Origin of the sequence: Bacillus sp. Leaf49, assembly GCF_001426125.1 — a bacterium.
Lineage (GTDB): Bacteria > Bacillota > Bacilli > Bacillales > Bacillaceae > Bacillus > Bacillus altitudinis.
The window spans coordinates 93,923-120,823 of sequence record NZ_LMRK01000023.1 but is presented as its reverse complement, the minus strand read 5'-3'; the positions used below and the strand labels follow the sequence as shown (position 1 = coordinate 120,823).

The 26,901-nt window shown below is 41.5% G+C and carries 36 protein-coding genes and 2 riboswitches; of the genes, 28 read left to right on the top strand and 8 right to left on the bottom strand.

Annotated elements, in window-relative coordinates:
- The first annotated feature begins 190 nt into the window (after positions 1-190).
- Genes comGA through ASG46_RS16650 form a run of 8 tightly spaced genes read left to right on the top strand, consistent with a single transcriptional unit; the run spans position 191 to position 4,403 of the window.
- Positions 191-1,261 carry a competence type IV pilus ATPase ComGA gene (comGA, locus tag ASG46_RS16685; protein ID WP_024718839.1) on the top strand — a complete coding sequence of 357 codons (1,071 nt, stop codon included), beginning with the start codon at positions 191-193 and terminating at the stop codon, positions 1,259-1,261.
- A complete protein-coding gene (gene comGB / locus ASG46_RS16680; RefSeq protein ID WP_056705252.1) occupies positions 1,242-2,282 on the top strand; it encodes a competence type IV pilus assembly protein ComGB in 1,041 nt (346 codons plus the stop codon). The genes comGA and comGB overlap by 20 nt, the downstream gene beginning before the upstream one ends.
- A 16-nt stretch (positions 2,283-2,298) precedes the next feature.
- Entirely contained in the window at positions 2,299-2,592 is a 294-nt protein-coding gene (gene comGC, locus ASG46_RS16675; protein ID WP_008342186.1) for a competence type IV pilus major pilin ComGC, read from the top strand.
- Positions 2,585-3,031, top strand: coding sequence for a competence type IV pilus minor pilin ComGD (gene comGD, locus ASG46_RS16670; RefSeq protein WP_056705250.1), 447 nt, complete (start codon positions 2,585-2,587; stop codon positions 3,029-3,031). The genes comGC and comGD overlap by 8 nt, the downstream gene beginning before the upstream one ends.
- Complete coding sequence (comGE, locus tag ASG46_RS21495) at positions 3,015-3,329, top strand: competence type IV pilus minor pilin ComGE (RefSeq protein ID WP_056705249.1); 315 nt, start codon at positions 3,015-3,017, stop codon at positions 3,327-3,329. The genes comGD and comGE overlap by 17 nt, the downstream gene beginning before the upstream one ends.
- Positions 3,271-3,768: a competence type IV pilus minor pilin ComGF gene (gene comGF / locus ASG46_RS16660; protein WP_056705248.1), complete on the top strand. Its 498-nt coding sequence runs from the start codon at positions 3,271-3,273 to the stop codon at positions 3,766-3,768. The genes comGE and comGF overlap by 59 nt, the downstream gene beginning before the upstream one ends.
- Entirely contained in the window at positions 3,765-4,148 is a 384-nt protein-coding gene (locus ASG46_RS16655) for a competence type IV pilus minor pilin ComGG (RefSeq protein WP_056705244.1), read from the top strand. The genes comGF and ASG46_RS16655 overlap by 4 nt, the downstream gene beginning before the upstream one ends.
- A gap of 60 nt (positions 4,149-4,208) precedes the next feature.
- Positions 4,209-4,403 carry a YqzE family protein gene (locus ASG46_RS16650; protein WP_008342191.1) on the top strand — a complete coding sequence of 65 codons (195 nt, stop codon included), beginning with the start codon at positions 4,209-4,211 and terminating at the stop codon, positions 4,401-4,403.
- 33 nt (positions 4,404-4,436) lie between these two features.
- Here ASG46_RS16650 and ASG46_RS16645 read toward each other — a convergent pair whose 3' ends face one another.
- The gene (locus ASG46_RS16645) at positions 4,437-4,763 is read right to left on the bottom strand and encodes a DUF3889 domain-containing protein (protein ID WP_056705243.1); all 327 of its coding nucleotides are present in this window, start codon (positions 4,761-4,763) and stop codon (positions 4,437-4,439) included.
- 252 nt (positions 4,764-5,015) lie between these two features.
- Here ASG46_RS16645 and tapA point away from each other — a divergent pair, with 252 nt between their 5' ends.
- The 3 genes from tapA to tasA are packed head-to-tail and all read left to right on the top strand — an operon-like array spanning position 5,016 to position 7,024.
- Positions 5,016-5,543, top strand: coding sequence for an amyloid fiber anchoring/assembly protein TapA (tapA, locus tag ASG46_RS16640; RefSeq protein ID WP_056705241.1), 528 nt, complete (start codon positions 5,016-5,018; stop codon positions 5,541-5,543).
- Positions 5,544-5,592: 49 nt separating this feature from the next.
- Positions 5,593-6,165, top strand: a complete 573-nt coding sequence (gene sipW / locus ASG46_RS16635; protein WP_017357979.1) for a signal peptidase I SipW — start codon at positions 5,593-5,595, stop codon at positions 6,163-6,165.
- Positions 6,166-6,223: 58 nt separating this feature from the next.
- Positions 6,224-7,024, top strand: coding sequence for a biofilm matrix protein TasA (gene tasA / locus ASG46_RS16630; RefSeq protein ID WP_008342195.1), 801 nt, complete (start codon positions 6,224-6,226; stop codon positions 7,022-7,024).
- Between the two features lie 67 nt (positions 7,025-7,091).
- Here tasA and sinR read toward each other — a convergent pair whose 3' ends face one another.
- The 4 genes from sinR to ASG46_RS16615 all read right to left on the bottom strand — a co-directional run bounded on the left by sinR (position 7,092) and on the right by ASG46_RS16615 (position 10,292).
- Entirely contained in the window at positions 7,092-7,427 is a 336-nt protein-coding gene (gene sinR, locus ASG46_RS16625) for a transcriptional regulator SinR (protein ID WP_017357978.1), read from the bottom strand.
- A gap of 33 nt (positions 7,428-7,460) precedes the next feature.
- Positions 7,461-7,625 (bottom strand): anti-repressor SinI family protein, encoded by a 165-nt coding sequence (locus tag ASG46_RS20755; RefSeq protein ID WP_082515509.1) that lies wholly within the window; start codon positions 7,623-7,625, stop codon positions 7,461-7,463.
- A gap of 184 nt (positions 7,626-7,809) precedes the next feature.
- Positions 7,810-8,607, bottom strand: coding sequence for a YqhG family protein (locus ASG46_RS16620; RefSeq protein WP_007501215.1), 798 nt, complete (start codon positions 8,605-8,607; stop codon positions 7,810-7,812).
- A 14-nt stretch (positions 8,608-8,621) separates the two neighbouring features.
- A complete protein-coding gene (locus ASG46_RS16615; RefSeq protein WP_007501213.1) occupies positions 8,622-10,292 on the bottom strand; it encodes a DEAD/DEAH box helicase in 1,671 nt (556 codons plus the stop codon).
- A 250-nt stretch (positions 10,293-10,542) separates the two neighbouring features.
- Positions 10,543-10,650, top strand: a riboswitch (glycine riboswitch).
- A 3-nt stretch (positions 10,651-10,653) separates the two neighbouring features.
- Positions 10,654-10,749, top strand: a riboswitch (glycine riboswitch).
- A 106-nt stretch (positions 10,750-10,855) separates the two neighbouring features.
- Here ASG46_RS16615 and gcvT point away from each other — a divergent pair.
- From gcvT to gcvPB, 3 genes are read left to right on the top strand one after another with little or no spacing between them, the layout of a single operon-like run.
- Positions 10,856-11,953 (top strand): glycine cleavage system aminomethyltransferase GcvT, encoded by a 1,098-nt coding sequence (gene gcvT, locus ASG46_RS16610; protein ID WP_056705240.1) that lies wholly within the window; start codon positions 10,856-10,858, stop codon positions 11,951-11,953.
- A 16-nt stretch (positions 11,954-11,969) separates the two neighbouring features.
- Positions 11,970-13,316, top strand: coding sequence for an aminomethyl-transferring glycine dehydrogenase subunit GcvPA (gene gcvPA / locus ASG46_RS16605; RefSeq protein ID WP_056705238.1), 1,347 nt, complete (start codon positions 11,970-11,972; stop codon positions 13,314-13,316).
- Entirely contained in the window at positions 13,309-14,769 is a 1,461-nt protein-coding gene (gene gcvPB / locus ASG46_RS16600; protein WP_039166001.1) for an aminomethyl-transferring glycine dehydrogenase subunit GcvPB, read from the top strand. Before gcvPA ends, gcvPB begins: the two co-directional genes overlap by 8 nt.
- Positions 14,770-14,808: 39 nt before the next feature.
- Here the strand turns inward: gcvPB and ASG46_RS16595 are convergent, their stop codons facing one another.
- Positions 14,809-15,189 carry a rhodanese-like domain-containing protein gene (locus ASG46_RS16595; protein WP_024718853.1) on the bottom strand — a complete coding sequence of 127 codons (381 nt, stop codon included), beginning with the start codon at positions 15,187-15,189 and terminating at the stop codon, positions 14,809-14,811.
- Positions 15,190-15,408: 219 nt separating this feature from the next.
- Here ASG46_RS16595 and ASG46_RS16590 point away from each other — a divergent pair, with 219 nt between their 5' ends.
- The 3 genes from ASG46_RS16590 (at position 15,409) to ASG46_RS16580 (ending at position 17,946) form a co-directional block, all read left to right on the top strand.
- A complete protein-coding gene (locus ASG46_RS16590) occupies positions 15,409-16,245 on the top strand; it encodes a lipoate--protein ligase family protein (protein ID WP_017357972.1) in 837 nt (278 codons plus the stop codon).
- 85 nt (positions 16,246-16,330) lie between these two features.
- Positions 16,331-16,765, top strand: a complete 435-nt coding sequence (mntR, locus tag ASG46_RS16585; protein WP_003215946.1) for a transcriptional regulator MntR — start codon at positions 16,331-16,333, stop codon at positions 16,763-16,765.
- 305 nt (positions 16,766-17,070) lie between these two features.
- On the top strand, positions 17,071-17,946 hold the full coding sequence (locus ASG46_RS16580; protein ID WP_056705233.1) for a patatin-like phospholipase family protein: 876 nt from the start codon (positions 17,071-17,073) through the stop codon (positions 17,944-17,946).
- Here ASG46_RS16580 and ASG46_RS16575 read toward each other — a convergent pair.
- Together ASG46_RS16575 and ASG46_RS16570 are read right to left on the bottom strand one after the other, a co-directional pair.
- Positions 17,943-18,338, bottom strand: a complete 396-nt coding sequence (locus ASG46_RS16575; protein ID WP_024422959.1) for an SA1362 family protein — start codon at positions 18,336-18,338, stop codon at positions 17,943-17,945. The two genes, ASG46_RS16580 and ASG46_RS16575, sit on opposite strands and share 4 nt — an antisense overlap.
- A gap of 38 nt (positions 18,339-18,376) precedes the next feature.
- Positions 18,377-19,333, bottom strand: a complete 957-nt coding sequence (locus ASG46_RS16570; RefSeq protein WP_039165998.1) for a DUF1385 domain-containing protein — start codon at positions 19,331-19,333, stop codon at positions 18,377-18,379.
- 221 nt (positions 19,334-19,554) lie between these two features.
- On the opposite strand from ASG46_RS16570, the gene ASG46_RS16565 reads away from it, so the two are divergent.
- From ASG46_RS16565 to spoIIIAF, 11 genes are all read left to right on the top strand, one after another.
- Positions 19,555-20,082: a YqhR family membrane protein gene (locus ASG46_RS16565; protein WP_056705232.1), complete on the top strand. Its 528-nt coding sequence runs from the start codon at positions 19,555-19,557 to the stop codon at positions 20,080-20,082.
- 109 nt (positions 20,083-20,191) lie between these two features.
- Positions 20,192-20,635, top strand: coding sequence for a type II 3-dehydroquinate dehydratase (gene aroQ / locus ASG46_RS16560; RefSeq protein WP_007501195.1), 444 nt, complete (start codon positions 20,192-20,194; stop codon positions 20,633-20,635).
- Positions 20,632-21,693 (top strand): M24 family metallopeptidase, encoded by a 1,062-nt coding sequence (locus ASG46_RS16555; protein ID WP_007501193.1) that lies wholly within the window; start codon positions 20,632-20,634, stop codon positions 21,691-21,693. The genes aroQ and ASG46_RS16555 overlap by 4 nt, the downstream gene beginning before the upstream one ends.
- 25 nt (positions 21,694-21,718) lie before the next feature.
- Positions 21,719-22,276: an elongation factor P gene (efp, locus tag ASG46_RS16550; RefSeq protein WP_007501192.1), complete on the top strand. Its 558-nt coding sequence runs from the start codon at positions 21,719-21,721 to the stop codon at positions 22,274-22,276.
- 332 nt (positions 22,277-22,608) lie between these two features.
- Positions 22,609-22,890, top strand: a complete 282-nt coding sequence (locus tag ASG46_RS16545) for a YqhV family protein (protein ID WP_017367580.1) — start codon at positions 22,609-22,611, stop codon at positions 22,888-22,890.
- Between the two features lie 66 nt (positions 22,891-22,956).
- The gene (gene spoIIIAA / locus ASG46_RS16540; RefSeq protein WP_041506965.1) at positions 22,957-23,880 is read left to right on the top strand and encodes a stage III sporulation protein AA; all 924 of its coding nucleotides are present in this window, start codon (positions 22,957-22,959) and stop codon (positions 23,878-23,880) included.
- The gene (gene spoIIIAB / locus ASG46_RS16535) at positions 23,874-24,389 is read left to right on the top strand and encodes a stage III sporulation protein SpoIIIAB (RefSeq protein WP_007501189.1); all 516 of its coding nucleotides are present in this window, start codon (positions 23,874-23,876) and stop codon (positions 24,387-24,389) included. The genes spoIIIAA and spoIIIAB overlap by 7 nt, the downstream gene beginning before the upstream one ends.
- A 19-nt stretch (positions 24,390-24,408) precedes the next feature.
- Positions 24,409-24,615 (top strand): stage III sporulation protein AC, encoded by a 207-nt coding sequence (gene spoIIIAC / locus ASG46_RS16530; protein ID WP_003153142.1) that lies wholly within the window; start codon positions 24,409-24,411, stop codon positions 24,613-24,615.
- A complete protein-coding gene (gene spoIIIAD / locus ASG46_RS16525; protein WP_087978339.1) occupies positions 24,612-25,025 on the top strand; it encodes a stage III sporulation protein AD in 414 nt (137 codons plus the stop codon). The genes spoIIIAC and spoIIIAD overlap by 4 nt, the downstream gene beginning before the upstream one ends.
- 19 nt (positions 25,026-25,044) lie before the next feature.
- Positions 25,045-26,238: a stage III sporulation protein AE gene (spoIIIAE, locus tag ASG46_RS16520; RefSeq protein WP_017357967.1), complete on the top strand. Its 1,194-nt coding sequence runs from the start codon at positions 25,045-25,047 to the stop codon at positions 26,236-26,238.
- A 14-nt stretch (positions 26,239-26,252) separates the two neighbouring features.
- Positions 26,253-26,885 carry a stage III sporulation protein AF gene (gene spoIIIAF / locus ASG46_RS16515; protein WP_024718859.1) on the top strand — a complete coding sequence of 211 codons (633 nt, stop codon included), beginning with the start codon at positions 26,253-26,255 and terminating at the stop codon, positions 26,883-26,885.
- The last annotated feature ends 16 nt before the right edge of the window (positions 26,886-26,901 follow it).

The following is a 26,901-nucleotide window of genomic DNA, read 5'->3' as shown; positions in this document are numbered from 1 at the left end:
ATTTTCTCCTCTGAACGGAACCCGTTGTTGTAAAAGTCAAATTTTTTGATATGTGCTTCTGTTATTTATAGATGAAATACACCTCAAATTGAACATTTTCACACCTTTTCAGTCATGAAAACCATGAAATACGCTTTTGTCAGGCACGTTGCGCCATCATACAATATGGTCACTGAAAGGAGTGAACCACTTGTATGGTATTGAATATTTGGGGCAAGAGCTGCTAGAAGAGGCGTGCCGCATGAGAGCATCTGATGTGCATATTGTTCCGAGAGAAAAGGAAGCTTCAGTCTCTTTTCGTGTAGACGCTGACCTCATTCAGCAGCGGATCATTGACAAAAAGAGCGGAGAGCGGCTCATTGCTCATTTCAAATTTTTATCTTCTATGGATATTGGTGAAAGAAGGAGACCACAAAATGGATCATTGGCTGTGATGCTAAGACGCGGTCAAGTGTTTGTTCGGCTCTCTACACTACCAACTGTAAATGATGAAAGTCTAGTGATTCGGATTTTACCGCAGGATCATGTGCCGAAAACAAAGTATTTGTCACTGTTCCCGAAGGCTTCAGCGAGATTATTATCGTTTCTGAATCATTCGCATGGGCTCATTTTATTTACAGGACCAACAAATTCAGGGAAAACGACAACACTTTATTCATTGATTCAGTTTGCCAAAAAACATTTTAATCGGAATATTATTACCCTTGAAGATCCTGTGGAAACAAGAAATGAAGAAGTGTTGCAGGTTCAAGTAAATGAAAAAGCTGGTATCACGTATGCGGCAGGTTTACGCGCTATTTTAAGACATGATCCAGATATGATTGTGCTTGGAGAAATAAGAGATGCAGAAACAGCGAGAACAGCTATTAGAGCAGCTTTGACAGGTCATTTAGTCATGAGCACACTGCACGCAAAGAATGCAAAAGGAGCTCTTTATCGAATGCTCGAATTTGGTGTGACGATGAATGAACTCGAACAAACAATGGTTGCCATTGCTGCTCAGCGGTTAATCGAACTCGCATGTCCATTTTGCGGCGAAACGTGTGAGCTTTATTGCAAACTAAATCGGCCAGTCAGACGAACAAATGTATTTGAATTGCTTTACGGAAAGGAGCTTGGTGAGTGTATCAAAGAGGCAAAAGGAGAATACGCTCATTCGTCATACGAAACACTGCAAAGGTTAATTCGGAAAGGAGTGGCACTCGGCTATTTATCAAAAAGCACATATCATCGCTGGGTTTATGAAGAAGCGAACCTCTAAAGCATGGTCTAAAAAAGAACAAGCTGAATTCTTATCGAAACTGGCTCAATTGATTCAAGCTGGATATACATTGGTTGAGGCATTAACGATGGTGAATATTCAGTTATCAAAAAAACAGCAACAGCGATTAACGCCAGGCATTCAGTGGCTGCTTGAAGGGGAGCCTTTTTACGTTGTACTTGAGCGACTTCATTTTCAGCGGGAAGCCGTCGCTATTCTTTGTTTTTCAGAGAAACATGGCAGCCTAGCGCGAGCTCTTGAACAAAGCGCCCGTTTTCTAGAGAAAAAAATCATGCAGGTAGACACATTCAAGCGTATGTTACGATATCCGATTTTTCTTATGTTTACGGTTTTTGTTGTGCTCATCATTGTTCAGCAAATGATCGTCCCTCAATTTTCTTTATTATATTCTTCTATGAATACAAGCATGACATGGCTGATTCAAGGGATGTTTGGCCTCTTCCAATTCCTACACGTTTTGCTGCTCATGATCGGTTGTATATGTATCTGTCTTTTTGGATATTATGAGCTCTTTTTTAAGAAAAAATCGACCCTTGAGAAACTGAAAGTCATCAGCAGGCTACCGGTGGTATTTAAAGGGGTGCAGCTGATGCATACGTATCTTTTTTCCCTTCAGCTAAGCGGACTTCTTCAAGCTGGGTTATCGATTTACGAAAGTTTGCAAGCTTTTAAACAGCAGACCTATTTACCCTTCCTTCAAGAAATGTCTGAACAAATGATAGGGGAGTTAAGAAAAGGTGAGAGTATGGAACATCAAATAAGCCGGTCTCCTTTTTTCGAAAGGCATTTTGCGGCTGTCATTAAGCATGGGGAAGCAAGTGGGATGCTAGCAAGAGAGATGTACACATATAGTCAATTTCTTTTAGAGAATGCAGAATTAAAAATTGAAAAATGGGTTTCATGGCTGCAACCTGTCATCTATGGCTTAACAGCATTTCTTATACTCATTGTGTATTTATCTATTCTTTTACCAATGTATCAACTAATGGAACAAGTGTGAAAAGGAGGACTAAGGCATGAATGATAAAGGATTTACACTGTTAGAAATGTTAATTGTCATGCTTGTGATCTCCATTCTTTTATTGATCACCATTCCAAATATCACTCGGCATCATCAAAGCATTCAAGCAAAGGGCTGTGAAGGGCTGAAATCAATGGTGAGTACACAGGTAATGGCATATGAATTAGAGCATGACGGCAAGACGCCATCTTTAGCTGAATTAGAAAAAGAAGGCTATGTCAAAAAAGGATTAACTTGTCCGAATGGAAAAGCAATTTTCATTCAAAACGGCGATGTGAAAAATGAATAAATCGCTTTTCCAGGAGAAAGGATTTACACTCATTGAACAGCTCTTGATCGTCATGATTTTCTCTATCTTATTATCGATAATAGGTGGAAAAGTGCCCAATATATTAGAAAGTGCTGAAGCAAAAAAGCAAGTGAACTTGCTAAAACAAGATCTTCAATTGGCATCTTATACTGCATTTATTAAAAAAACACGAGTAACTGTTGAGTTTCACCCGCACGATGTATCTTATCAAGTCATCGAACAGAATAGTGAGCAGATCATTGCTTCTAACCCACGCAAAAAAGGCATCATCAAGCAATCGACATTTCAACAAGGCCTTCACTTTAATAAAAACGGACATCCAAATAGCGGCGGTTCTCTCATTGTTCAATTTGGCAGTCAAATATATAAACTCACGATTTACTTAGGGAGCGGGCGGATTCATGTTCAGCAACAATAAAGGATTTAGTACGTTTGAGATGCTCTTTTCTTGCCACCTCTTTCTATTTGCTGCTCTTGTGCTCGTGCCATCCTTTGAAAAACTGATAATTGGGAAAGAAGAATTAAGGGCTAGACTGGAAGCTTATCAAATCTTACATGAGTATATGAATAAAGCTTTTATAGAAGGTCAAAATGAATCAAGTACAAAGAAACGAGGCGAGATCACATATGAATTCATTTGGGGTCAGGAGAAGGGATGTGTTTCATACAAAGTACAAAAAAAGAAGACGATTTGCTTTCGACATTTGGAGCGATGAACAAGGCTTTACACTCGCTCAAGCAATATGGCAATTGCAGCTATTTTTGCTGCTTTCTTTTGGCTGCATGCTGCTTTTATCAATTGCTGAAAAAGCTCATCCGTTTGCAGAAATCAACAAATTTTCGCAAATGGAGTGGAAACAAACGGTCCTGCAATTAGAGGAGGAGCTAAATTGTGCTGTTGCTGTAAGAGCGGTGAAAAATGGAACAGCACTGGAGTATATTTCAAATCAAGGGCGAGTGGTGACGATTGAGCCGTATCAAGAGATGCTTCGTAAACGAACGGATCAGGCAGGCCATCTCCCTTTATTACAAAAGGTGAAACAATTCTATGTAAGAACAAAAGAGCAAACCACCACTCTTCAAGTCACAGATGTATTTGGTCAAGTACATGAAGCTGTTTTTTTCACTTACAAAGGAGTGATTCCTAAAACGTGAAAAGAGAAGATGGGTTTATTTATCCACACGTACTTGCTGTCATTCTTTTATTTTTATTGATTCTAGGCTCAATGACCATTGGGTTTCAAAAAGAGTTGAAAAGTGCAGAGCTCACGATTTCTTTTTATCAAAAACAGCAGTTATTTCGTTTAGGTCTAAGTGAAGCTGCAAACAAATTAAATCGGATTTGTGATCAGCCATTGAGCCCAATTGTCACAGAAGAAGGTCGAGTGACGTTGAAGCGAATTGGGTGCGATGACAGAAAAAAGCTAGTCCGCCTCTTGGTTAACATCGAAACAAAGGGGGGTGTAACTGATGAGCGGGAACTAGAGATGAATAAGGAGACAGGAGAAATCAATCAATGGATCAGCACTTATTAGCGAGTGTATAAAACGATACTCTTCTTGGTAACACTTTAAGGAAGAAGAGGTGAGTGTTCGATGAAGACAAATGATTATGTAAAATATATGACGCAGGAAATTATTAAATACATGAATACACCACGTGACGAGCGGAAAGAACATAAACAGGAAAAAATGGAGACAAAACCACCATTTTCTCAGCGTTTATTTGGTGTTCTGCCTTTTGGTTTCTCAATGATGCTAAAAAAACGTCAACGTCATCGACAAAAGTAAAAAGCCGCCAGCAGGCGGTTTTTTAATGCCATTTTAGCTGTATTCTTCCACAACAATGACTTTATTGACCTTGTTCGAGTATGGGTTATAGGAAATGGTGACATATACCCCAAATTCTTTGGCCTGATCTTTCAACGTAATATGATATTGCTTCACGGATTCTTTCTCCCGGTGCCGATCCCACACTTTTTGTTTGAATAAAACATGTGCTAACGGATACCGTTTTTTTGCTTCTTTGACTGCCCTTGTTTCCCATTGATCTGCGGCAGCAGTGATTCCTTTTGCATCAGCTAGATGGGCGCTTTGGATCAAGGGGCTTAACAGTAAACTGAGCATGATCATGATTCTTCCATATTTCAACTAACATCACCTCACCAATTATTATCCTGACCAAATCCTGCACTTTTATGTAAATTTTTAAGAAGTACAAATGTCACAGAAAAAAATATTGAATATGGCGAAAGAATGAGAAAATGGAAGAATTTTCTCGGTAATGTTCTTGTTTAAGAACAAAATGGACTAATTTGACGTTTTGGATTTTATAGGTAATTCCTTATACTGAGTGTAATCGTTCTTTTTAAAGAACAATTGTTCAAGGAGTTGAAAGATTCAATGAAACAGCCGCTCTTTGTACTATTTTGTGCTATTTGTTTGATTTTCACTTCTTTTTTTATTACGTCTACTAACGCTTCTTTTAACGATGTCGAGCATTCGAACTTTGTCATGAAAACATGTGAAAATTTCGAAGAGACAGATCAGCATTGCCAGCCAAAGAAATGGGATAGAAGTCATTTGAAACTGATCGATCAAACGATCATTGAGGGGACAGTCTGTGCGCCTCAAAAGCTGAGCATGTCACTAAAAAATATTGGACAACCCATTGCGCACTCTGAATGGAAGTGGGAACTACATAAAGTAGAGAGTGTTCAGGTGCCATTACAAGATGGCCATGTTATTGAAAAAGGTGCTATACAGTCCCTCTCATCAGAAGAAACGACGACTGTCACGGCAGTTAAAGCAAAAACAAATGGAATCTATTTGTTTAAAATCTATTATCCTAAAGGGTTTGGTGGTTCTGAAAAGCCATTCTTTACGTCTCAACATATGCAGCTTTCAAACTGTCAAGAAAAGGCGTCCTAAATAGGGGTTGCCTGCTGAATGAAACATGATATGTAAAGGGGAGAAAGGTATGAAAAAGTGGATGAAAATGTCTGGGAGTATTCTTTACGCGCTGGTCTTCACGATGATGATTGTGTGTATTATTGTCGTGTTGTCATCAAGGACAACAGGCGGAGATCCTCAGATTTTTGGTTATGAGTTCAAGCAAGTATTATCTGGATCAATGGAACCGGAATTTTCGACTGGTTCATTGATTGTTGTGAAACATGTCACCTCACCTGAAACACTCAAAAAAGGGGATATTATTACGTTTCAAACGAAGCAAGACCAATCCTTTGTGACTCACCGCATTGTTGGGGTGAAAGGAAAAGGAGTAAATAAAGCCTTTGAGACAAAAGGAGACCACAATATGTATCAAGACGGCACGCTCGTCAAAGCGAATCAAGTGACTGCGCAGTATACGGGCGTGAACATTCCTTATGCAGGAAAGCTTCTTTCGTATGCAGGAACTTCTGCTGGGACCGCTCTTTTGCTCATTATTCCAGGGGTGATGCTGCTTGTTTATTCAACCATTCATTTTGTTGGTGCTGCCAAACATCGAAGACATACGGCTGAGTTACATATGTCAGAGGAACAAGCATAAATTTTCGTTTGTAACCTAAATCAGGTTTCAATAAAACAATTTATTAGGGGGTTCAATCATGGCAATGAAAAAATCAATTCGTTTAGGTGTTTTATCGGGAGCGTTAGGTCTTGCTTTAATTGGCGGGGGAACGTGGGCTGCATTTAATGATGTTGAGACGGCAAACGCGGTCTACTCTACAGGAGAGCTGAATCTATCTGCAAAAGAGAATTCCGGCGCCATCAACCTTGCGAACATAAAACCTGGTGACCGTATAAAGAAGGAATTTAATTTTGAAAATAAAGGGTCTCTTGCAATTAATCAAGTGCTGATGAGTCTTGATTATAGCCAGTTTCAAGATGGAACATCAGCGAAGAATGGCGGGAAGAATACAGCTGAAGAATTCCTCAGCCAATTTCAGGTGAGTGTTCTAACGGTTGGAGCCGAAGGTGGGAATGGATACCCGAAAAATATTATTTTAGACCATGCAAACCTGCTTGACCTGCATCTATTAACGTCAAAGCAGGATCAGACCGCATTTGAAAAGCTTCGTCATGCCGTCGATGAGAAGTTTTTACATGAAAGTGGTAAAATTAATGTTGCCACCGTTGATGGATCAACAGCTCCAGAGTATGACGGCATTCCAAAGAATCCGTTTGATTACGATAAAATGGAAATGATCATTGAATTTGTCAATGACCAGACGAAGGATAAAGCGGGTAACTATATCCAAAATAAATACCAAGGCGATGCGATTCAAGTTGATCTTTCCTTCGAAGCGACTCAGTGGAATGGTTTAACGATCAATCCAAAAAAGCATACGGATGAAAAAGGCTACGTGAAAGAAAACGAAAAAGCACACAGCGAAGATAAAAAATAAAGTCAGTCTTTAGACTGATAACAAGATCTGCATAGCAATTGGAGGAGTATGCGCTAAAATATGCGCATTACTCCTCTTCTTGCTTTTTTTTCCAGATTTGATAATCTAAAAATTCACGAAATTGCTTTTTCGAAACCCCTGATGTCATTGCATCTCGAACTAGTTTTTCCCATTCACTATCTAATTGACCATCGTATTCGGTTTCATCATTTTCGTTTAACAGTGTATGAACCGAGACGTCCAGAACAGCGGAGACTTTTTCAAGAAATTGAATGGAGGGGTTTGTTTGCAAGTTTCTTTCTATTGAACTTAAATAAGACTTCGCTACCCCAGCCTTTTCGGCCAGTTCTGATAGTGAGTAGCCTTTTTCATTGCGGTATTGTTTAATACGCTGGCCAATCAATGTCATCACCTTCCTTTCGATATTATAGCACATTCAGAAAGGTTTGATAGAATGACTTCTTGCCATAGGGGGAGACTCAGAGGACTTTTCGCGTGATTTGAGAAAATGACGGACTTCTTCTGCTGTTAGTCCTGCTTTGCGCGCTTCGCGTAATAATTGAACCCATTCACTGTCTAATAACTTCGTTTTCTTTTCCATACAAATACCCTCCTAAAATACTGAATCGTGTATTTCAGGCACTTAACGCATGAAATGGAAAAACACAGGTGATAAGACCTCATAGATTGCTTGCGTCATGTTTCCGCCCAATACAAACAGACAAACGTTGCTTTTGATTGATCGAAAATTTGATATCACATGAAAGGGAGGGAGACTCGCTAAGTCAGCCTCCTCTTTTTTGCTGTAAGTAAAAAAGTCCGCCATTTTCAATCGTAAGACTGATTTTTGGTTCGTATAAAGTTTTAAGTGCTTGTCTTTCTATTTCATATTCTACAGATGTGTCTGAAGTCCCTTCATAAAATTGGTTTAAAAGTTCCGAGTCTTCTTTCCACTTTTGAACAGCTCTTACCGCCCAATCATCCGGCTCTTCATTGGCATAACGTTCCATCAGGCTGTAAAGCCGTTTGACGCCGCTCTCTGGCTTAATCATCGTACTCATTGTGAAGCAATAATCAGGAATTTGAGACGATAGCTCACGTGCTTCTAGCTTCTCTTGAAATTGTTCGATGACTTCTCCGCGTATTAGATGAAGTCCAAGAGACAGCAGTTTGTCTTTTTTACGGTCTGCCAGATAGGATATTTTGACATTGAGACCAAGCCACGGCTCCAGTGCGATCTGGCTGTTTGTGAGCGGTCTGACTTTTTCGTACAGCCGAATAAAACGGCCTTGCTGTTTCACAACCTCGAATATTTGGAATAAACGAGGGGAGCCGAAGTGGACAAATTCTCCTTCGACCGAGTCATCAGCTTTTTTTTGATCGGTGATCAAAGTCAATTGCCGCGGCTCAGGTACGCCTCCCGTTTTTTCGAGCCAATGCCAATAAAAAGGACGGTTCATGATCAATTTATCCATTTCGATTGTCAGCTGTACGGTTAGGTGCCCTGCACTTTCTTCAAGTATGTCGCATTGATTTGCCTGAAAGAAACGGAGAAGAAATGTGTGAATCTCGCGCTGCTCCATTGGTCAACTCTCCTTTATGAACCTTGCTGTCTTTCTTCTAAAAGCGGTGTTTGTGTTTCTGTTAAATAGGAAGCAAATTGGGTTAATTTCTTTTTCATGTCTACGTCAGACTCGTGTTGGAAGAGAATTTGATGCAATTCTGTTTCAGCATCTTGGATATCAATTCGGGTTAAAATATCATCTAGATCGCCAATGACGTTTTCAAACAGCTGAATTTTTTCATATAAAAGTTTTAAAATATGTTCTTCGACTGTCCCGCTAGTTGCCATATTGTAAATGTGGACATCCCGCTCTTGACCGAGCCGGTGAATACGTCCAATTCTTTGTTCCAAGCGCATTGGGTTCCACGGAAGGTCGTAGTTGATGATTTGGTTGCAAAACTGAAGGTTGATCCCCTCGCCGCCTGCTTCTGTCGCGATGAGCACTTGCGCCCGCTCTCTAAATAAATCTTTCATCCAATCTTTTTTACTCCGTTTAAACCCGCCTCGAAAAGGAACCGAACTGATGCCGTTTTGCTGGAGAAACCATTGTAAATAAATTTGTGTCGCACGGTATTCAGTGAAGATAATGACTTTTTCATTTAATTGTTGAATGAGTTTAACGACTTCAAGTGCTTTAGAATTTTGTTCTACCTGGTTGATTTTCTCCATGATGTGCATCATCGCAGAAGCACCTAGAATGTGTTTTTCCTCTTCTTGCATTTTTTTAATGGTCATATAGACGGCCTCACGACTCGAACAGCATTCTCGTTCTAAGGTCATAATTGAAAACATGTGCTTCGTATAGGAAGGGTTTTCTTTTAACTGACAAATTTCATCATATAGTGCTTGTTCTGTCGGGGAGAAATCAATAGAAATCGTCTTTACATGCCGCTTTGACCATTCGATGCCAGTGTCTTGTCTACGGTTCCGAATCATGACTTTATTGACTAACTGTTTTAGCCGGTCATGGTCCTCAAGTTGAAGGTCTTTTTTGGCAAAGAGATCTTTAAACTGTGTTTCATTACCTAAATGGCCTGGCTTCAACAGAGAAACGAGATTAAAAATTTCTCCTATCCGATTTTGGATAGGTGTGGCTGTGAGCAGTAAGCAGAACTTTTTATTCAAATTTCTCACAAACTCATAGTTTTTCGTTTTATTGTTTTTCAGTTTGTGTGCTTCATCAATAATGACCATATCGTAGGAGATGGATAAGATCGTGTCTCGATGTGGCTGTCTTTTGGCTGTATCAATTGAGGAAACCACAACATCGCACTGCTCCCACACATAGCTCTTCTTTTGCTCGACAGCATCTATGTAAAATTTCGTCCGCAGTTCTTGTACCCATTGGGACACAAGGGATGCGGGTACGAGAATGAGAATCTTCTTGGCCAGTCCGCGAATCATGTATTCTTTGATAATTAGTCCTGCTTCAACGGTTTTTCCAAGACCCACTTCATCTGCTAAAATGGCTTTCCCATTCATCTCTTCTACAACTCTTCTAGCGACTTCGAGCTGGTGTTTTAAAGGAGTAAATGCAGGCAGGTGCGCAGGTGCTTGCAGTCCTTCAAATGAATCAATGGCTGTCACTTTTTGTACTTGTGCTGCTAAACGGTACATATCCCAATTCGCCCAGGGACCGTCTGCTGTAAGCCGCTTTTGAAATTCACTTGCCCATTTTTGATCAAATATCGTTTGAATATTCAATGTGACCGCCTGCCTTTCTGGTAGAGTGATGATAAAATCGTTCTGTTTTTAAACGCTTCATTTTTTCATAGCGATTTAAAAGATGTTATATATCAATAAAAGCGAACGATAATGAATGATTATTTTAAAAATGTTAATGATTTTTCTGTTGCTCTTCATCCATTTCTAATGGTAGGATGTTGGTAAGTGATCTAGAGAATAAGTCACCCATTTTGATAGTATGTCCAATAAAGGTGAAGAATATGAGCGGATGATGGTATGGGGAGAGACCTAGCGGTTATTTTGCACTGACAGGCGCCGAAGGAGCAAGCTGAATTGGTTCAGTGAATCTCTCAGGCAAAAGTACTCTTACCGGACGCAACTCTGGAGAGTGTTTGCGCAGCGATTTTTAGCAAACCACCAAAGGGGAAAACGCACAATGATGTTGTGCTGTAAACTTTCAGGTGCAAGGACAGAGACTTCTTTTTGATAAAAGGGAGCGCTCTGTCCTTTTTTTGCTGTGATTTTTTTTCTGAAAATTCAGCTTGTAATGTGCACTGTAAGAAAAAAGGGGGAAACGATTGATGTTGAAACGAACACCGCTTTTTCATGCGTATGAAACGTTTGGCGCAAAAACCATTGACTTCGGGGGCTGGGAATTACCTGTCCAATTTTCTTCCATTAAAGAAGAACATGAAGCTGTTCGAACAAAAGCAGGGCTGTTTGACGTGTCTCACATGGGTGAGGTGGAAGTCACAGGTCAGGGAGCCCTTCCTTTTTTACAAAGGTTATTAACCAATGATCTGTCAAAGCTGACAGACGGTAAGGCACTATATACAGCCATGTGTTATGAAGATGGCGGAACGGTGGATGATCTGCTTGTCTACCAAAAAGAAAAGAACAACTATTTACTTGTGATCAATGCTTCAAATATTGAAAAAGATGTGGATTGGCTGTTGAAACATCAAGGTGAGGAAGACGTTTTCATTAAAAATGTCTCTGATCAAACCGCCTTGTTAGCCCTTCAAGGACCTCTTGCTGCTGACATCATCAAAGATGTTGCGGATGAAGAGGTAACATCACTGAAACCATTTGCGTTTTTATCAAAAGCGATAATTGCGCAAAAAGAGGTGCTTGTCTCAAGAACCGGCTACACAGGAGAAGATGGCTTTGAAATCTACTGCCAGTCAGAAGATGCTGTTCACCTTTGGAGCGCTTTATTAGAAGCCGGACAGCCGAAAGGACTGATCCCATGTGGACTCGGTGCACGTGACACCTTAAGATTTGAAGCAAGACTCCCGCTTTATGGCCAAGAGCTCACGAAGGATATTTCTCCTTTAGAAGGCGGCATTGGTTTTGCTGTTAAAACGGATAAAGAAGCAGATTTTATCGGAAAAGATGCACTTAAAAAACAAAAAGAAGAAGGACCGAAGCGAAAGCTTGTCGGGATTGAAATGATAGATAAGGGGATTCCTCGGACAGACTATCCGGTCTTCTCAGGAGATAAGCAGATTGGTGTAGTCACAACCGGTACACAATCTCCAACATTAAAGAAAAATATTGGGCTTGCCTTGATTGAAACATCAGAGGCGCAGCTTGGGACAGAAGTGGAAGTGCAAGTTCGTAAAAAACGTCTAAAAGCCAAAATCGTCGCCACACCATTTTATAAAAGAGCCAAATAACGAGGAGGAATAGAGGATGAAGCACAGGTATTTGCCGCAAACAGAGCAAGATCAAAAAGAAATGCTGGATGTCATCGGTGTTCAGTCAATTGATGAGCTTTTCTCAGATATCCCAGAGAAAGTCAGATTCAAAGGTGCGTACAACATCAAAGAAGCCGCATCTGAAACAGAGCTAGTGCGGGAATTGTCTCGTCTTGCTGCAAAAAATAAAGATACAGTGGCCTATGCCTCGTTTTTAGGTGCTGGTGTGTATGATCATTACCAGCCTGTGATTGTCGATCATGTGATTTCACGTTCTGAATTTTATACAGCGTACACACCTTATCAGCCTGAAATTTCTCAAGGTGAATTGCAGGCAATTTTTGAATTCCAAACAATGATTGCTGAGCTGACTGGCATGGATCTTGCCAACTCCTCGATGTATGATGGCGGAACGGCATTAGCTGAAGCGGCGATGCTGGCAGCAGGACATACAAAAAAGAAAAAGATTGTGGTCTCTGAGACGGTTCATCCTGAATCAAGAGCGGTGCTGAAAACATATGCGAAAGGACAGCATATTGAAGTCGTCGAGGTACCTGCGCGAAAAGGTCAGACCGATCTAGCCGCATTAGAAGAAGCCGTCTGCGACGAAACAGCAGCGGTCCTTGTACAATACCCAAACTTCTTCGGTGTTGTTGAACCATTAAAGGACATTGAACCGATTGCGCATAAAGGGAAAAGTTTATTCATCGTCTCAAGTAACCCGCTTGCACTTGGTTTACTGACACCACCAGGAAAGCTTGGGGCAGATATTGTCGTTGGTGATGCGCAGCCATTTGGCATTCCAGCTGCATTTGGCGGACCTCATTGTGGATATTTCGCTGTGACGAAAAAATTAATGCGGAAAGTGCCGGGGCGTTTAGTCGGGCAAACAGAAGACGAGAACGGTGTGCGAGGATTTGTGCTGACCCTTCAAGCGCGAGAGCAGCATATCCGAAGAGACAAAGCGACTTCAAATATTTGTTCAAACCAAGCATTAAATGCGTTAGCCGCTTCTGTTGCGATGACGGCGCTTGGGAAAACAGGTATCAAAGACATTGCCTATCAAAACGTACAAAAAGCCCATTATGCCAAGACGCAGGCAGAAAAACATGGGTTACAGGCTGAAATAGAGGGCGCTCATTTTAATGAATTTGTGTTGAAACTGAATGAACCTGTGAAAGAAGCGAATGAGCGATTGCTTAAAAAAGGAATCATCGGTGGATATGACTTGGAACGGGATTATCCAGAGCTTCAGCAGCATATGCTCGTCGCTGTGACAGAACTAAGAACAAAAGAAGAAATTGATACGTTCATCAAGGAATTGGGGGATCGTCATGAATAAACAAGATCAGCCGCTTATTTTTGAATTATCCAAAGAAGGAAGAATTGGTTACAGCCTGCCTGATTTAGACGTACCTGAGGAGAAGCTCCCAGATTTATTTGATGAAGCGTATATCCGCCATGAAGATGCGGAGCTGCCAGAGGTTTCTGAACTGGATATTATGCGTCACTACACAGCATTATCTAGGCGTAATCACGGGGTCGATTCTGGCTTTTATCCTCTAGGCTCTTGTACGATGAAATATAATCCAAAGATTAACGAAAAGGTGGCACGTCTTGCAGGTTTCTCGCATGTGCATCCACTTCAAGAGGCAGACACTGTGCAAGGTGCATTAGAGTTACTTTATGATTTAGGTGACCATTTAGAAGAAATTACAGGAATGGACGCCGTGACATTACAGCCTGCGGCAGGAGCACATGGCGAATGGACGGGGCTCATGATGATTCGTGCATACCATGAAGCAAGAGGAGATCTTAAACGAACAAAAGTCATCGTGCCTGATTCTGCTCATGGAACAAATCCCGCATCTGCAACAGTAGCAGGATTTGAAACGATTACGGTGGCATCTAATGAACATGGGCTTGTCGATTTAGACGACCTGCGCCGTGTTGTCAACGAAGAAACAGCGGCTCTCATGCTCACAAATCCAAATACACTCGGCCTTTTTGAAGAAAATATTTTAGAAATGGCTGAAATCGTTCACGGAGCAGGCGGGAAGCTTTATTATGATGGAGCGAACTTAAATGCTGTATTAAGCAGAGCAAGACCGGGGGATATGGGATTTGATGTGGTTCACTTAAATCTTCATAAAACCTTTACAGGTCCACACGGAGGAGGAGGCCCTGGTTCAGGTCCAGTTGGCGTGAAAAAGGATTTGATTCCATATTTGCCAAAGCCAGTGCTTGTGAAGAAAGAAGGTCGTTATTTCTTTGATTACGATCGTCCAGAATCCATCGGCCGTGTGAAACCGTTCTATGGCAACTTTGGCATCAATGTCAGAGCGTATGCGTATATCCGCTCTATGGGACCAGACGGCTTAAAGGCTGTAACGGATCATGCGGTGTTGAATGCAAACTATATGATGCGCCGCTTATGTGCTCATTATGATTTGCCATTTGACCGCCACTGTAAGCATGAATTTGTCCTTTCAGGTAAACGTCAAAAGAAACTAGGTGTGCGGACACTTGATATTGCCAAACGATTACTTGATTTTGGCTATCATCCGCCAACGATTTACTTCCCGCTAAATGTAGAGGAATGTATCATGATTGAACCAACTGAAACAGAATCAAAAGAAACCCTTGATGCATTTATTGAAGCGATGATTCAAATTGCAAAAGAAGCGGAAGAGAACCCAGAAATCGTACAGGAAGCACCACATACAACCGTTGTGAAACGAATGGATGAAACAAAGGCTGCACGGAATCCAGTGCTGGTTTTTGAAAGAAAATAAAAAGACTCATGGGGGCAATAGCTCCCAGAGTCTTTTTTGTTAGTTCTTTGTTTTAATGCGGCCGCCCCATTTTTTAAAGCCACCCTTTAAATTATAAATCTCACGACAGCCATTTTTACGTAACGTTTGAGCAGCTTTTCCGCTTCTCAAATTATTTTGGCAATAGAGATAAACAGGCTTGTCAGGGCGTATTTCATTTTTGCGCTGCTTTAATTGTGAAAGGGGAATGTTTCTTGCGCCTAAAATATGTCCGCCTTCAAACTCATTTGGTTCTCTCACATCAATGAGTTGGGCTTTGCGGTAACCTTTGATAAATTCTGCTTCCGTCAGCGTTTTCATTATGCGCTGCTGATAAATGTAACTGCCGATGGAATAAAGAACGAAAAGTCCACAAAGTGAGAGGACGATATAGTTGAATATTGGCAATACGACTCGACTCCTTCTTGAGCATCAGCACAGTCACCTGTCTGATGGTACGTTTTAGACAAATACTATTATAGTAAAGCAAAAGAAACTTGTCATCATAAATGGTAAGAATTATTTTCAATTCCTTCCCTATTTGATAGACTGATGAAGAGAGAAAATCGGTGGTCACCACCATTATCTAACATTGACTACGTAAAAGAGAAGGGATTTTATATGCAAAAAGAGAAATGGTGTTTCATTGATACAGGAAACCAAGACCCTGCCTTTAACATGGCCATGGACGAAGCCTTGCTTTATTGGCATAGCGAGAAGCTGATCCCGCCTGTGATCCGTTTTTATGGTTGGAATCCAGCGACATTATCTGTTGGATATTTTCAACATGTTGAAAAAGAAATCAACATGGAAGCGGTTGAGCGCTATGGTCTTGGATTTGTCCGCAGGCCTACAGGAGGTCGCGGTGTTCTTCATGATCAGGAATTGACCTACAGTGTGATCGTGTCAGAAGAGCACCCAGAGATGCCGGCGACGGTGACAGAGGCATATCGCGTCATTTCAGAAGGGATTTTAGAGGGCTTTAAAGAACTAGGACTCGATGCGTATTTTGCCATTCCTCGTACAGAAAAAGAAAAAGAAAGCTTAAAAAATCCAAGATCGTCTGTATGTTTTGATGCGCCTTCATGGTACGAGCTTGTCGTAGAAGGCAGAAAAGTAGCAGGCAGTGCGCAAACAAGACAAAAAGGTGTGATCCTCCAGCATGGCTCGATCTTAATTGATCTTGATGAGGACAAATTGTTTGATTTATTTCTGTATCCAAACGACCGGGTGAGAGAGCGGATGCAGCGCAGCTTTAAAAACAAAGCGGTGGCGATCAATGAAATTTCAGATCGAACATGTACGATAGACGATGCGCGTGTTGCATTTAAACGAGGGTTTGAAAAAGGATTAAATATCGAGCTTGTGCCTTATGAGCTGACAGATGAAGAGTTGGCATTTGTTCATCACCTCGCCAAAACGAAATACGCCACAGATGATTGGAATTACAAGCGTTAAGACGAAGGACTCTTCTTGTTTTTTAATGGGCGATGGTGTAGAATTGTTATGATTATTAAGTAAAGGTGCATTTTGGAGGGGTTTTATGACTACACCTAGTATGGAAGATTATATTGAACAAATTTATATGCTGATAGAAGAAAAAGGATATGCAAGAGTATCTGATATTGCAGAAGCCCTCGCTGTCCATCCCTCCTCTGTAACAAAAATGGTTCAGAAGCTAGATAAAGATGAATACCTCATTTATGAGAAATATCGTGGTCTAATTTTAACCCCGAAAGGCAAAAAAATTGGAAAACGTCTCGTATACAGACATGAACTGCTAGAGCAATTTTTAAGAATCATTGGTGTAGATGAAGAGAAAATTTATGATGATGTAGAAGGTATTGAGCATCATCTCAGCTGGAACAGCATTGACCGCATCGGCGACCTCGTCCAATTCTTTGAAGAAAACGATGAGCGATCCGTTCAGCTGAAAGCGATTCAAAAGAAAAACGAACAAACAAATCAAGAATCTTAAGAAAAAGGACACCTGGCGAAGGGTGTCCTTTTAAATTGTTGACAAAGGGGTAAAATGTACTTTATTTTAGCTCTTTGTCTTCTTTTCAGCGTGAAAGAAAACCTTTGCAGTCTAGGAAGGACGAGCATCGGAGCGGAGCGAATTTGACATTCGTGAGCACCGGAGCGCAGGACTGACACCGAATGCGAGGGTTTGTCTACACGCTGAAAGGACACCTGGCGAAGGGTGTCCTTTTTGAATATAGTTCTAATGAAAGGCAAATGCTCCTACACTATTAATAGTGTGACAGAAAAGGGGGCTCCTTGATGAAGATAGATGGTGTGTTCTCAGGTGGAGGCATTAAGGGTGCAGCACTTGCAGGCGCCTATGAAGCGCTTGAAGCAAGAGGATTTCAATTTGTCCGTCTCGCTGGAACAAGTGCGGGAGCGATCATTGCTTCACTCATCGCAGCGGGTTTTACGAGTCAGGAGATTCGGGAGCTGTTAGACGAAATGGATGAGCATCAATTGCTTGATCGAAGGTGTCAATTCATCCCGTTTAAAATGCTCAGGTGGGTGTCTATTTATTGGCGTCTTGGCCTTTACAAAGGTGACCGTCTAGAAAAATGGCTGACAGACGTGTTAAAACGAAAAGGCGTCACCGTATTCGGTGATCTGAAAAAAGATACGCTCAAAATCGTCGCTTCTGATTTAACAAATGGCAAAATCCTTGTCCTTCCAGATGACCTTCCTTCCTATGGGTTAAATCCAGAACGGTTTTCTGTCGCCAGAGCCATTCGGATGAGCTGCAGTCTGCCGTATTTTTTCGAACCTGTCAAACTGAGGTCTTCAAAAGGAATTTGTACCATCGTGGATGGCGGCGTGCTCAGCAACTTTCCGATTTGGCTTTTTGCTGAAGAGAAAAAAAGACCGTTTGTCGGTGTCACATTAACCCCAAACGAAAAAGAACGCCCTCAACATTCCATCCGCAATGCGTTTGAACTGTTTGGCGCTCTATTTGAAACGATGCGTGGTGCTCATGACGAAAGACATATTGCCACAAAACACGAACGTCATATTATTTTTATTCCTGTAGAACACGTCATTGCCACTGATTTTCAGCTGATGACAGAAAAGAAAAAGGTGCTCGTCGATCTAGGCAGACAGAAGGCCGAGCAATTTTTAAAGAGCTGGACATTTTAAAATAAGGCGCGATTTTTCTTTTTGTTTTTCTTGCCTTCAATGACTGTCAAATGTGTTTGGCTTTTCTTTTTGAGAAGGACGGGCTTAGACTTGTGGTCAGTCGGCACGCTTCGCAAATGAGTGACCCGGTTTTTCATCTGGCTTTTCGTTTTTGGTTTAGGCTGCTGGTAGCGACGTTTTGATTGTTTGACTGCTTTACGATAAAGATTTCCTTCTGTTCCAGTTCTTCGATTCATCAGCCATCTAAATAAGAAAAATAGAACCGCTCCAATGATCACAACTGATAGCAGCATCGTAAAGAGTCTGCCTGGATTCGTTGTGAGTAAATACACAAATCCCAAAACACCTAAAGCGAAAATAATGGTAAAAGCAGGATGTACTCGGCGATTCATAACTGTCCACCTCCGAAAGAATTTACCGGATTTATAAACTAGATCACTTGATGAGCAGAATCTGATGCTTGTTTCGCAGATGCTTCCTCTAAACGAAGAAGTTCATTAAAACTTGCAATGGCTACCTCGACTTGATCATCAGAGGGTTCTTTTGTTGTGAGCAATTGCAGCCAAAGGCCAGGATAGCCAAGCACTTTAAGCACTGGCACGTCACGGAGTTTGTTTGTGAGCTGAAGCACTTCAAATGAAATGCCCAGAACAACCGGAATAAGCGCCAAGCGATTCAGAACTCTCACCCATAAAGGATCTGTCGGTACGAGTAAATAGACGAACATGCCGACAATGACAGTGAATAAAATAAAGCTGCTGCCGCATCGATAATGCAGGCGAGATTGGCTTTGGACATTTTCCACTGTGATGTCAAGATTCTGTTCATAGCAGTTTATGACTTTATGTTCTGCCCCATGATATTGAAATACCCTTTTAATTAAAGGGGTCATGGAAATAAAGTAAATATAGCCTAATAACAGGATCAATTTAAAGAATGTTTCCACTGCAATTTGTGCGAAGTTTCCAGAAAACACCGGACGCACAAGTTCGGCTAAAAAGACAGGCACTAAAGTAAAGACAAATTTACTAAAAAGAAGAGAGAGAACTCCGATCACAGCAATGCCAAAGATCATTGATAATTTCGAGCTTTTTTGTTCTTTTTCAAGAGAATGATCTTCAGAAGGATCTAAGTCATAGCGCTCGCTGGAGAAGTTTAAGTGCTTACTGCCGTTTGCGCTTGCTTCAACAAGTGCAGCAACACCCCTGACAAAAGGGATTTTCTTAAGAAAGGCGGTTCGTTTATTGGAGGTCCGGGGAAGCTTTAAAAACTCAATCGACTCATCCTTACGCCGAATCGCTGTCACATAGTTCTTTTTACCTCCGAACATGACACCTTCCACAACTGCCTGCCCTCCATATGCTGGAGGTTTTGTTTGATTGGACATATTTCATCAACCTGCCTGTTTCCTGTAATTTACATGCATTTCCTTATACCTTTATTGTACAGGAAAAGAGGGGAAATCACTAGCTCACAGGTCGATTATCTACTAGAATTCTATCTACCTCTTTTTAGCCAGTATACCCTGTTATAAAAATTTTACACTCTCACACGGAAATCCTTTTTTTTCATGACATTTTGGACATACTACTTGCTGGAGGTGTTCATATGAAACGTGATGAAAAGAAAAACCAAGAAGAAAAAAATCAATCAGTACAAACGTCTTCAATGGTGGCAAGGGCAGCAGCCACAGGTTTTGTCGGCGGAGTTTTTTGGGGCTTTATCGGATTTCTGACCCATATGTTTCATTTTTCAGAGGTGAGTCCAAATATGCTGTTGCAGCCATTTGTGCTTGGTGAATGGAAAAAAGGCGGACTTGGTACATTTATGAGTATTGTACTTTTAGGGATTTTATCTATTGGAGCAGCCTTTATTTATTATGGACTGCTCAAACGGCTCAAAGGTTTTTGGATGGGACTGATTTATGGCGCAATTTTGTGGCTGCTTGTTTTTTATGTATTTAATCCTATATTCCCCGATGTGAAGCAAGTGCAAGATTTGCAGCAAAGCACCATTGTGACGACATTTTGCCTATATATTTTATATGGCATGTTTGTCGGGTACAGTATTTCATTTGAATATAATGAATTAACGAGTCAGAAGCTTGCAAGGGCACTCGGGAAAAAGACAGAATAAAGTGTAAATCCACCTTTCATATGATAAAATTATTTTTGGAAACGAAAGGTTTCTAAGGAAAAAGAAACAGACATCGATATAGAGTGAATTAGGGTGAAGGAGTGGTCATATGCCTCATTTTCTAGTGCTGAATGGGCCCAACTTAAATAGGCTCGGCAAGAGAGAGCCAGGAGTTTATGGAAGTAAAACATTAACAGATTTAGAAACGGATTTGTTTCAGTTTGCAGAAAGAGCAAATATTCAATTGACGTTCTTTCAATCGAATCACGAGGGAGATTTGGTCGATGCGCTCCATGAAGCAGAAGATCAGTACGATGGCGTCGTGTTTAACCCGGGTGCTTTTACCCACTATAGCTATGCACTGAGAGATGCCATTGCAAGTATTACGTTACCTGTCATCGAAGTACATATCACAAATGTTCATAAGAGAGAGGAATTCCGCCATCATTCGGTTCTTGCTCCAGTATGCCAAGGTCAAATCGTTGGACTTGGTTTAGAAGGATATAAATTGGCGATTCGTTATTTAGTCAGTGAAGGGGGAGCAGTATCATGAAACTTGAAAAACTAAGAAAACTTTTGGCCGAATTAGACATAGATGGTTTAGTGATTACAAGCAGCTTTAATTTACATTATATGACGAGTTTTACTGGATCAGCCGGTCTTGCCATCGTTTCAAAGGATCGAGCCGCCTTTATTACGGATTTTCGTTACACGGAACAAGCCAAGGATCAAGTAAAGGGCTATGACATCATTGAACATAAAGGAAACATTGTGGAAACTGCTGTCCAAACGGCAAACGAATTTGGGGTGAAACGTCTTGGTTTTGAACAAAACCATATGACATTTGCCACCTACCAGCAGTACTCGGGGAAAGCAAGCGGTATCGAGCTTGTTCCAGTCTCGGAATCAGTTGAAAAGTTGCGCTTGATTAAGTCTAATGAAGAGATTAAGATATTAGAGGAAGCTGCGAAGATTGCAGATCATGCCTTTGATCATATTCTCACGTACATCAAGCCGGGCCTGACAGAAATTGCGGTCATGAACGAGCTTGAATTTTTCATGAGAAAAGAAGGGGCAGAAGGATCTTCATTCGATATGATTGTTGCCTCTGGCGTTCGTTCAAGCCTGCCACACGGGAGAGCGAGCGAAAAGGTGATTGAATCTGGCGACTTGGTGACACTGGATTTCGGTGCCTATTATAAAGGCTATTGTTCAGACATGACAAGAACCATTGCTGTAGGAACACCAAGCGACAAATTAAAGGAAATATATCATATCGTATTAGAAGCAGAAAACGCTGGTGTGGATAAAATCAAGCCAGGCTTAACAGGAAAAGAAGCTGATCGCATCACACGAGACATCATTGAAAAGTATGGCTACGGTCAATACTTCGGGCATTCGACTGGACATGGTCTTGGTATGGAAGTACATGAAGCACCTGGCCTTTCCTCACGCTCAGATGTCGTGTTAGAAGAGGGAATGGTTGTGACAGTTGAACCAGGCATTTACTTGCCAGATGTCGGCGGCGTGAGAATTGAGGATGATATTGTCCTGACAGCTGACGGCAATAAACGATTGACCCACTCACCGAAAGAACTTATCATATTATGATGGTGAAATGTAGGAGGATGACAAAATGATTTCAGTAAACGATTTTCGTACAGGCCTGACAATTGAAGTGGACGGCGGTATTTGGCGTGTAGTGGATTTCCAACACGTAAAACCAGGAAAAGGCGCAGCGTTTGTCCGTTCGAAACTGCGTAACCTACGTACAGGTGCGATTCAAGAGAAAACATTCCGTGCAGGTGAAAAAGTAGCGAAAGCTCAAATTGAAACAAAAACAATGCAATATTTATATGCAAATGGCGATCAGCATGTATTCATGGATACAAGTTCATACGAACAACTTGAACTAAGCGAAGCGCAAATCAAAGATGAGCTGAAATATTTGCTTGAAAATATGTCGGTTCAAATCGTCATGTACGGTGATGAAACACTTGGAGTAGAACTTCCAAACACTGTAGAACTAGAAGTAGTAGAAACAGAGCCTGGTATTAAAGGTGATACGACATCAGGTGGATCAAAACCTGCAAAAACAGAAACTGGTTTAATCGTGAACGTTCCTTTCTTTGTGAACCAAGGTGATAAACTAGTGATCAATACATCTGACGGTTCATACGTTTCAAGAGCGTAATGAACGGAGAGAGACTGTAAACCTCGTGTTTACGCGTGCTGGTGCTCACGAATGTCAAATTCGCTCCGCGCCAGTACTCGTTCTTCCTAGACTGCAAAGGTTTTCTATCACGCTGAAAAGAAGACAAAGGGATAAAATCAAGTTCATTTTATCCCTTTGTCAACTATCTGAGACTGTAAACTTCGTGTTTACAGTCTTTTTTTATTTGAAAAATAGGACGCCTCGTTATGACACCCCTTACTCTATTCTCTCATCCATCTCTCTTCCTTTTGAAAAACAAGACTACTTCTAGCTAGTGAAGCATATAGTGTAAAAAAAGCTGGAGGTTCTATATGAAACAATTTCTCCCGGGTATACACCCATCAGTCGCTGCCATGGCAGGGATGAGGTTTTTATCTGCTGCGATTGAACTGACGGCCGCCATCCTCATTTTAGTGACAAATGATGTGCGTAAAGCGGTTGTCATCAATAGTATATTAGCGATCATCGGGCCGCTCATTTTTATTATCACGATGACGATTGGAATCTATCAAATTGCAGGGCAGTTATCCTATGCGAAGCTTGTGTTTATTTTCATAGGTGTCGTATTTATTCTTGTTGGAATTTATAAGTGAAATGGCTTGGCATAATTAACGGCATACATCATACATTTTAGAGAAGAAAAAAAGGAGGGGAATTCGTTGCGGAGTTTGTTGGATATTCTCCCGCACTCAATTGGACAAGAACTCAGCATGTTAAAAGAAGCAGAGTGGGCGCAAATAGAAGAAATCCGCATTCGCACCGATCGCCCGATTGAGCTGATGCAAGGTGGAAAACCACGCTTTCTTTCCTATCATACAACAGGTGAAGATGCGGCTCAGCTATTAGGCAGGCTCAGTAATTACAGCATGTACACACTTGAGGAAGAGTTAAAACAGGGCTATATCACCATATCTGGCGGACATCGGGTTGGGCTTGCTGGAAAGGTGATCGTCGAAAATGGATTCGTCAAAGGCTTAAGAGATATTTCTTCATTTAATATTCGCATCGCAAAAGAGAAGATCGGAATTGCTTTGCCGTTTCTCCCTTATTTATATGAAAAACATTGGTGTAACACACTGATTATAGGTCCGCCGCAAACCGGGAAAACGACATTGCTGCGTGATCTAGCACGTCTTGTCAGTACAGGAACAACAGCCATTTCTCCTAGAAAAACAGGGATTGTAGATGAACGATCTGAAATCGCAGGTTGTATAAGAGGAGTGCCGCAGCATTCTTTTGGGCACCGGATTGATGTACTTGATGCGTGCCCAAAGGCTGAAGGATTAATGATGATGATCAGATCCATGAGCCCAGAAGTCATCATTGTCGATGAAATCGGAAAAAGTGAAGATGTACAGGCACTGTTAGAAGCAATCCATGCTGGAGTCACCATTATCGTCTCAGCTCATGGGTATTCACTTGAAGACTTATCTAAACGGCCATCATTTGAACCGTTATGGCAGCTTCGTGTGTTTGAGCGATATGTGGAATTAAATAGAGAAAAAGGGCCTGGCACGATCGGACGGATATTTGACCAAGAGGGACAAGAGCTGAAGCGGAGGCGGGGAGTGGACGTATGTTAAAGCTTATTGGTGCTATTTTCATTGTTGCGGCTACGACATGGGGAGGATTCGAGTTTGCGAAGCGGTACAGTGATCGGCCAAAGCAAATCCGCCAGCTCCGATTTGCACTCCAATCTCTTGAAGCTGAAATTATGTATGGTCAAACTCCTTTAGCTAGAGCCGCTGACCAAATTGCGTCCCAAGTAGGACCGCCTGTGAATCGGCTATTTGAACAATTTGCAGAAAAACTCAACGTCGGAACTTTTTCTGCGAGGCATGCATGGAATGAAAGTCTAGAGGATGTATGGAAAAAAACCGTATTAAAAAAAGGCGAATATGAGGCGCTGAAGCACTTTGGAGAAACCCTTGGTCAGCATGATGTGACGGCTCAACAAAAATATATCAAGCTAGCTTTAGGCCATTTGGAATCAGAGGAGAAAGAAGCTGAAGTCGCCCAAGCAAAAAATGAAAAAATGGTGAGAAGTCTTGGTTTTCTAAGTGGGTTACTACTGATTCTGTTATTGATGTGAGAGGAAGGGAGTCGAGAGCATGGGCGTTGATGTAAACGTCATATTCCAAATTGCGGGAGTGGGTATCGTCGTGGCTTTTCTCCATACGATTTTAGATCAAATGGGGAAAAAAGAGTACGCACAGTGGGTGACACTGCTTGGATTTATCTACATTTTATTTATGGTTGCTACCATTGTGGATGATTTGTTTAAGAAGATTAAAGCCGTATTTCTATTTCAAGGATAGGGGAGGGCTTACAAATCGAAATCATTCAAATTGTTGGACTTGGTTTAATCGCTACTTTTCTAGCATTAATCGTCAAAGAACAAAAGCCAACCTTCGCCTTTATGCTTGTTGTGTTTACTGGGTGTGTCATTTTCCTTTATTTAATCGATCAAATCTATGCCATTATCTCCATGATTGAAAAAATTGCAGCAAGCGCAGGCGTCAATATGAAATACGTTGAAACCATTTTGAAAATCATTGGCATTGCCTATATTGCAGAATTTGGTGCCCAGCTCACAAAGGATGCTGGACAAGGCGCCATCGCTTCAAAAATAGAGCTTGGCGGCAAGATTCTTATTTTGGTCATGGCGGTACCGATTTTAACGGTCATCATTGAGACGATCCTAGGTATGATCCCGTCCATGACTTGATGGAAAAGAGGTGATGATGATGAAACGGGTGACAGCTGTGCTGGGGTTTATGATGTTCTTTTGGATGATCGTTCCGTATGCAGGTGCAGAAGAAAGTGTGCCTTTATCAAGTGAAGAACCGGTCGCAGAAGAAGTTGCGGGTGGACAGGCTGATGCCTTAGAGCTTCATTCTATCAGTGACTTTTGGGAAACGATATTGGACGAGTATGGCGGCTTTCTGCCTGAAAGCCAAAAAGGTACAGTGAAGGAAATGATCGATGGCGATAAAGAGCTGTCTCCCCAAACGTGGCTGAAGGCTTTTGTTCATTATCTGTTTCATGAGCTGATTGCCAATGGAAAGCTCTTAGGCACACTTATATTACTCACCATCTTTTGTTCGCTTTTGCAGCTTTTGCAAAATGCGTTTGAACAAAGCACTGTTAGTAAAGTTGCATACGCTCTTGTTTATATGGTGCTTATCATTATTGCATTAAACAGTTTTCATGTTGCGATCTCTTATGCAACAGAAGCCATTCAAACGATGACTAGTTTTATTCTTGCTCTTATTCCTCTTTTATTAGCACTTATTGCCTCATCAGGCGGGCTTGTCTCAGCCGGATTCTTTCATCCTGTGATTTTGTTTTTAATGAACACGAGCGGTGTTTTTATTCAATATGTCGTTCTTCCGCTCATCTTTTTATCAGCGATCTTGAGCATAGTCAGTACATTGACCGAACAATACAAAGTGACCCAGCTTGCCCAGCTGTTAAGAAATGTGGCCATTGGCGGGCTGGCAGTTTTTTTAACTGTATTCCTCGGCGTCATTTCTGTACAGGGGGCATCTGCTGCTATCACTGATGGAATCGCTCTTCGTACAGCCAAGTTTATTACCGGAAATTTCATCCCTGTCCTTGGCAGAATGTTTACTGATGCGACAGATACCGTTATCAGCGCCTCTGTGCTGCTGAAAAATACGGTTGGCCTTGTAGGCGTCGCCATTTTGATTTCAATTGCGGCTTTCCCAGCGATTAAAGTGCTGTCGCTCGCTCTGATTTATAAACTGGCCGCTGCGATTCTTCAGCCTTTAGGGGGCGGGCCAATTATTAGCTGCCTTGATGTCATTTCAAAAAGTGTTCTTTATATATTTGCTGCATTAGCTGTTGTATCGCTTATGTTCTTTTTAAGCATTACCGTTATCATCACAGCTGGCAACCTCACCATGATGATGAAGTAAGGAGGGGAGACCATTTGAGTTTTCTCACAGAATGGATCACAAGTATTATCCTATTTATTTTATTTGCGATTGTGATTGATCTTTTGCTTCCCAATTCAAGCATGCAGAAGTATGCAAAAATGGTCGTGAGCTTATTGTTAATTGTCGTGATGCTCAATCCGATCTTTGCGTTATTCCGGGCAGATCCGGACCAAATTTTCTCAGAAATCATGAAAGGGAAGGACCAAGCGCAATCAGAAGAAATAAAAAATCAGATGAATTTAGAAAAAAAAGAAATACAAGCTTCACAGCGTGCATATATTTTAAAGCAAATGGCTGTCCAACTAGAAAAAAGCGCAAAGGAGCCACTGGAGAAGGAGAGCTATGAAATGAAACACGTAGAAGTGTTGGCAGATGAGGAGCACCTTGATCAGAATATGGAGGCAGATCAATTTCGCATCAAAGCAGTCCTTGTCCCGCTCACAGGTGATGCTGTAGAAACGGTGGCAAAGGTCGACATTGATCTCTCCAGGCAAAAGGAGGAAAGCGCCGAGACGTCAGCAAAAGAGATGGCGAGGGTGAAAGAGACGCTTGCAGATGTATGGAATACACGGCCTGAACACATTGCGCTCAACATTGAGGGAGGTGACGCAGCAGATCATGAATAACAAGGACTGGAGACAA

What these genes read in the sequence shown, in the direction of transcription:
- ASG46_RS16565 (WP_056705232.1), top strand. Translation starts at nt 19,555, where the DNA reads ATGAAACGTGATGAAAAGAAAAACCAAGAAGAAAAAAATCAATCAGTA.
- tapA (WP_056705241.1), top strand. Translation starts at nt 5,016, where the DNA reads ATGAAACAGCCGCTCTTTGTACTATTTTGTGCTATTTGTTTGATTTTC.
- ASG46_RS16650 (WP_008342191.1), top strand. Translation starts at nt 4,209, where the DNA reads ATGAAGACAAATGATTATGTAAAATATATGACGCAGGAAATTATTAAA.
- aroQ (WP_007501195.1), top strand. Translation starts at nt 20,192, where the DNA reads ATGCCTCATTTTCTAGTGCTGAATGGGCCCAACTTAAATAGGCTCGGC.
- spoIIIAC (WP_003153142.1), top strand. Translation starts at nt 24,409, where the DNA reads ATGGGCGTTGATGTAAACGTCATATTCCAAATTGCGGGAGTGGGTATC.
- comGD (WP_056705250.1), top strand. Translation starts at nt 2,585, where the DNA reads ATGAATAAATCGCTTTTCCAGGAGAAAGGATTTACACTCATTGAACAG.
- sipW (WP_017357979.1), top strand. Translation starts at nt 5,593, where the DNA reads ATGAAAAAGTGGATGAAAATGTCTGGGAGTATTCTTTACGCGCTGGTC.
- comGE (WP_056705249.1), top strand. Translation starts at nt 3,015, where the DNA reads ATGTTCAGCAACAATAAAGGATTTAGTACGTTTGAGATGCTCTTTTCT.
- gcvPA (WP_056705238.1), top strand. Translation starts at nt 11,970, where the DNA reads ATGAAGCACAGGTATTTGCCGCAAACAGAGCAAGATCAAAAAGAAATG.
- ASG46_RS16555 (WP_007501193.1), top strand. Translation starts at nt 20,632, where the DNA reads ATGAAACTTGAAAAACTAAGAAAACTTTTGGCCGAATTAGACATAGAT.
- ASG46_RS16575 (WP_024422959.1), bottom strand. Translation starts at nt 18,338, where the DNA reads ATGAATCGCCGAGTACATCCTGCTTTTACCATTATTTTCGCTTTAGGT.
- ASG46_RS16570 (WP_039165998.1), bottom strand. Translation starts at nt 19,333, where the DNA reads ATGTCCAATCAAACAAAACCTCCAGCATATGGAGGGCAGGCAGTTGTG.
- ASG46_RS16580 (WP_056705233.1), top strand. Translation starts at nt 17,071, where the DNA reads ATGAAGATAGATGGTGTGTTCTCAGGTGGAGGCATTAAGGGTGCAGCA.
- spoIIIAE (WP_017357967.1), top strand. Translation starts at nt 25,045, where the DNA reads ATGAAACGGGTGACAGCTGTGCTGGGGTTTATGATGTTCTTTTGGATG.
- gcvPB (WP_039166001.1), top strand. Translation starts at nt 13,309, where the DNA reads ATGAATAAACAAGATCAGCCGCTTATTTTTGAATTATCCAAAGAAGGA.
- ASG46_RS16590 (WP_017357972.1), top strand. Translation starts at nt 15,409, where the DNA reads ATGCAAAAAGAGAAATGGTGTTTCATTGATACAGGAAACCAAGACCCT.
- tasA (WP_008342195.1), top strand. Translation starts at nt 6,224, where the DNA reads ATGGCAATGAAAAAATCAATTCGTTTAGGTGTTTTATCGGGAGCGTTA.
- comGC (WP_008342186.1), top strand. Translation starts at nt 2,299, where the DNA reads ATGAATGATAAAGGATTTACACTGTTAGAAATGTTAATTGTCATGCTT.
- ASG46_RS16545 (WP_017367580.1), top strand. Translation starts at nt 22,609, where the DNA reads ATGAAACAATTTCTCCCGGGTATACACCCATCAGTCGCTGCCATGGCA.
- comGB (WP_056705252.1), top strand. Translation starts at nt 1,242, where the DNA reads ATGAAGAAGCGAACCTCTAAAGCATGGTCTAAAAAAGAACAAGCTGAA.
- mntR (WP_003215946.1), top strand. Translation starts at nt 16,331, where the DNA reads ATGACTACACCTAGTATGGAAGATTATATTGAACAAATTTATATGCTG.
- gcvT (WP_056705240.1), top strand. Translation starts at nt 10,856, where the DNA reads ATGTTGAAACGAACACCGCTTTTTCATGCGTATGAAACGTTTGGCGCA.
- spoIIIAB (WP_007501189.1), top strand. Translation starts at nt 23,874, where the DNA reads ATGTTAAAGCTTATTGGTGCTATTTTCATTGTTGCGGCTACGACATGG.
- ASG46_RS16620 (WP_007501215.1), bottom strand. Translation starts at nt 8,607, where the DNA reads ATGGAGCAGCGCGAGATTCACACATTTCTTCTCCGTTTCTTTCAGGCA.
- efp (WP_007501192.1), top strand. Translation starts at nt 21,719, where the DNA reads ATGATTTCAGTAAACGATTTTCGTACAGGCCTGACAATTGAAGTGGAC.
- ASG46_RS20755 (WP_082515509.1), bottom strand. Translation starts at nt 7,625, where the DNA reads ATGGAAAAGAAAACGAAGTTATTAGACAGTGAATGGGTTCAATTATTA.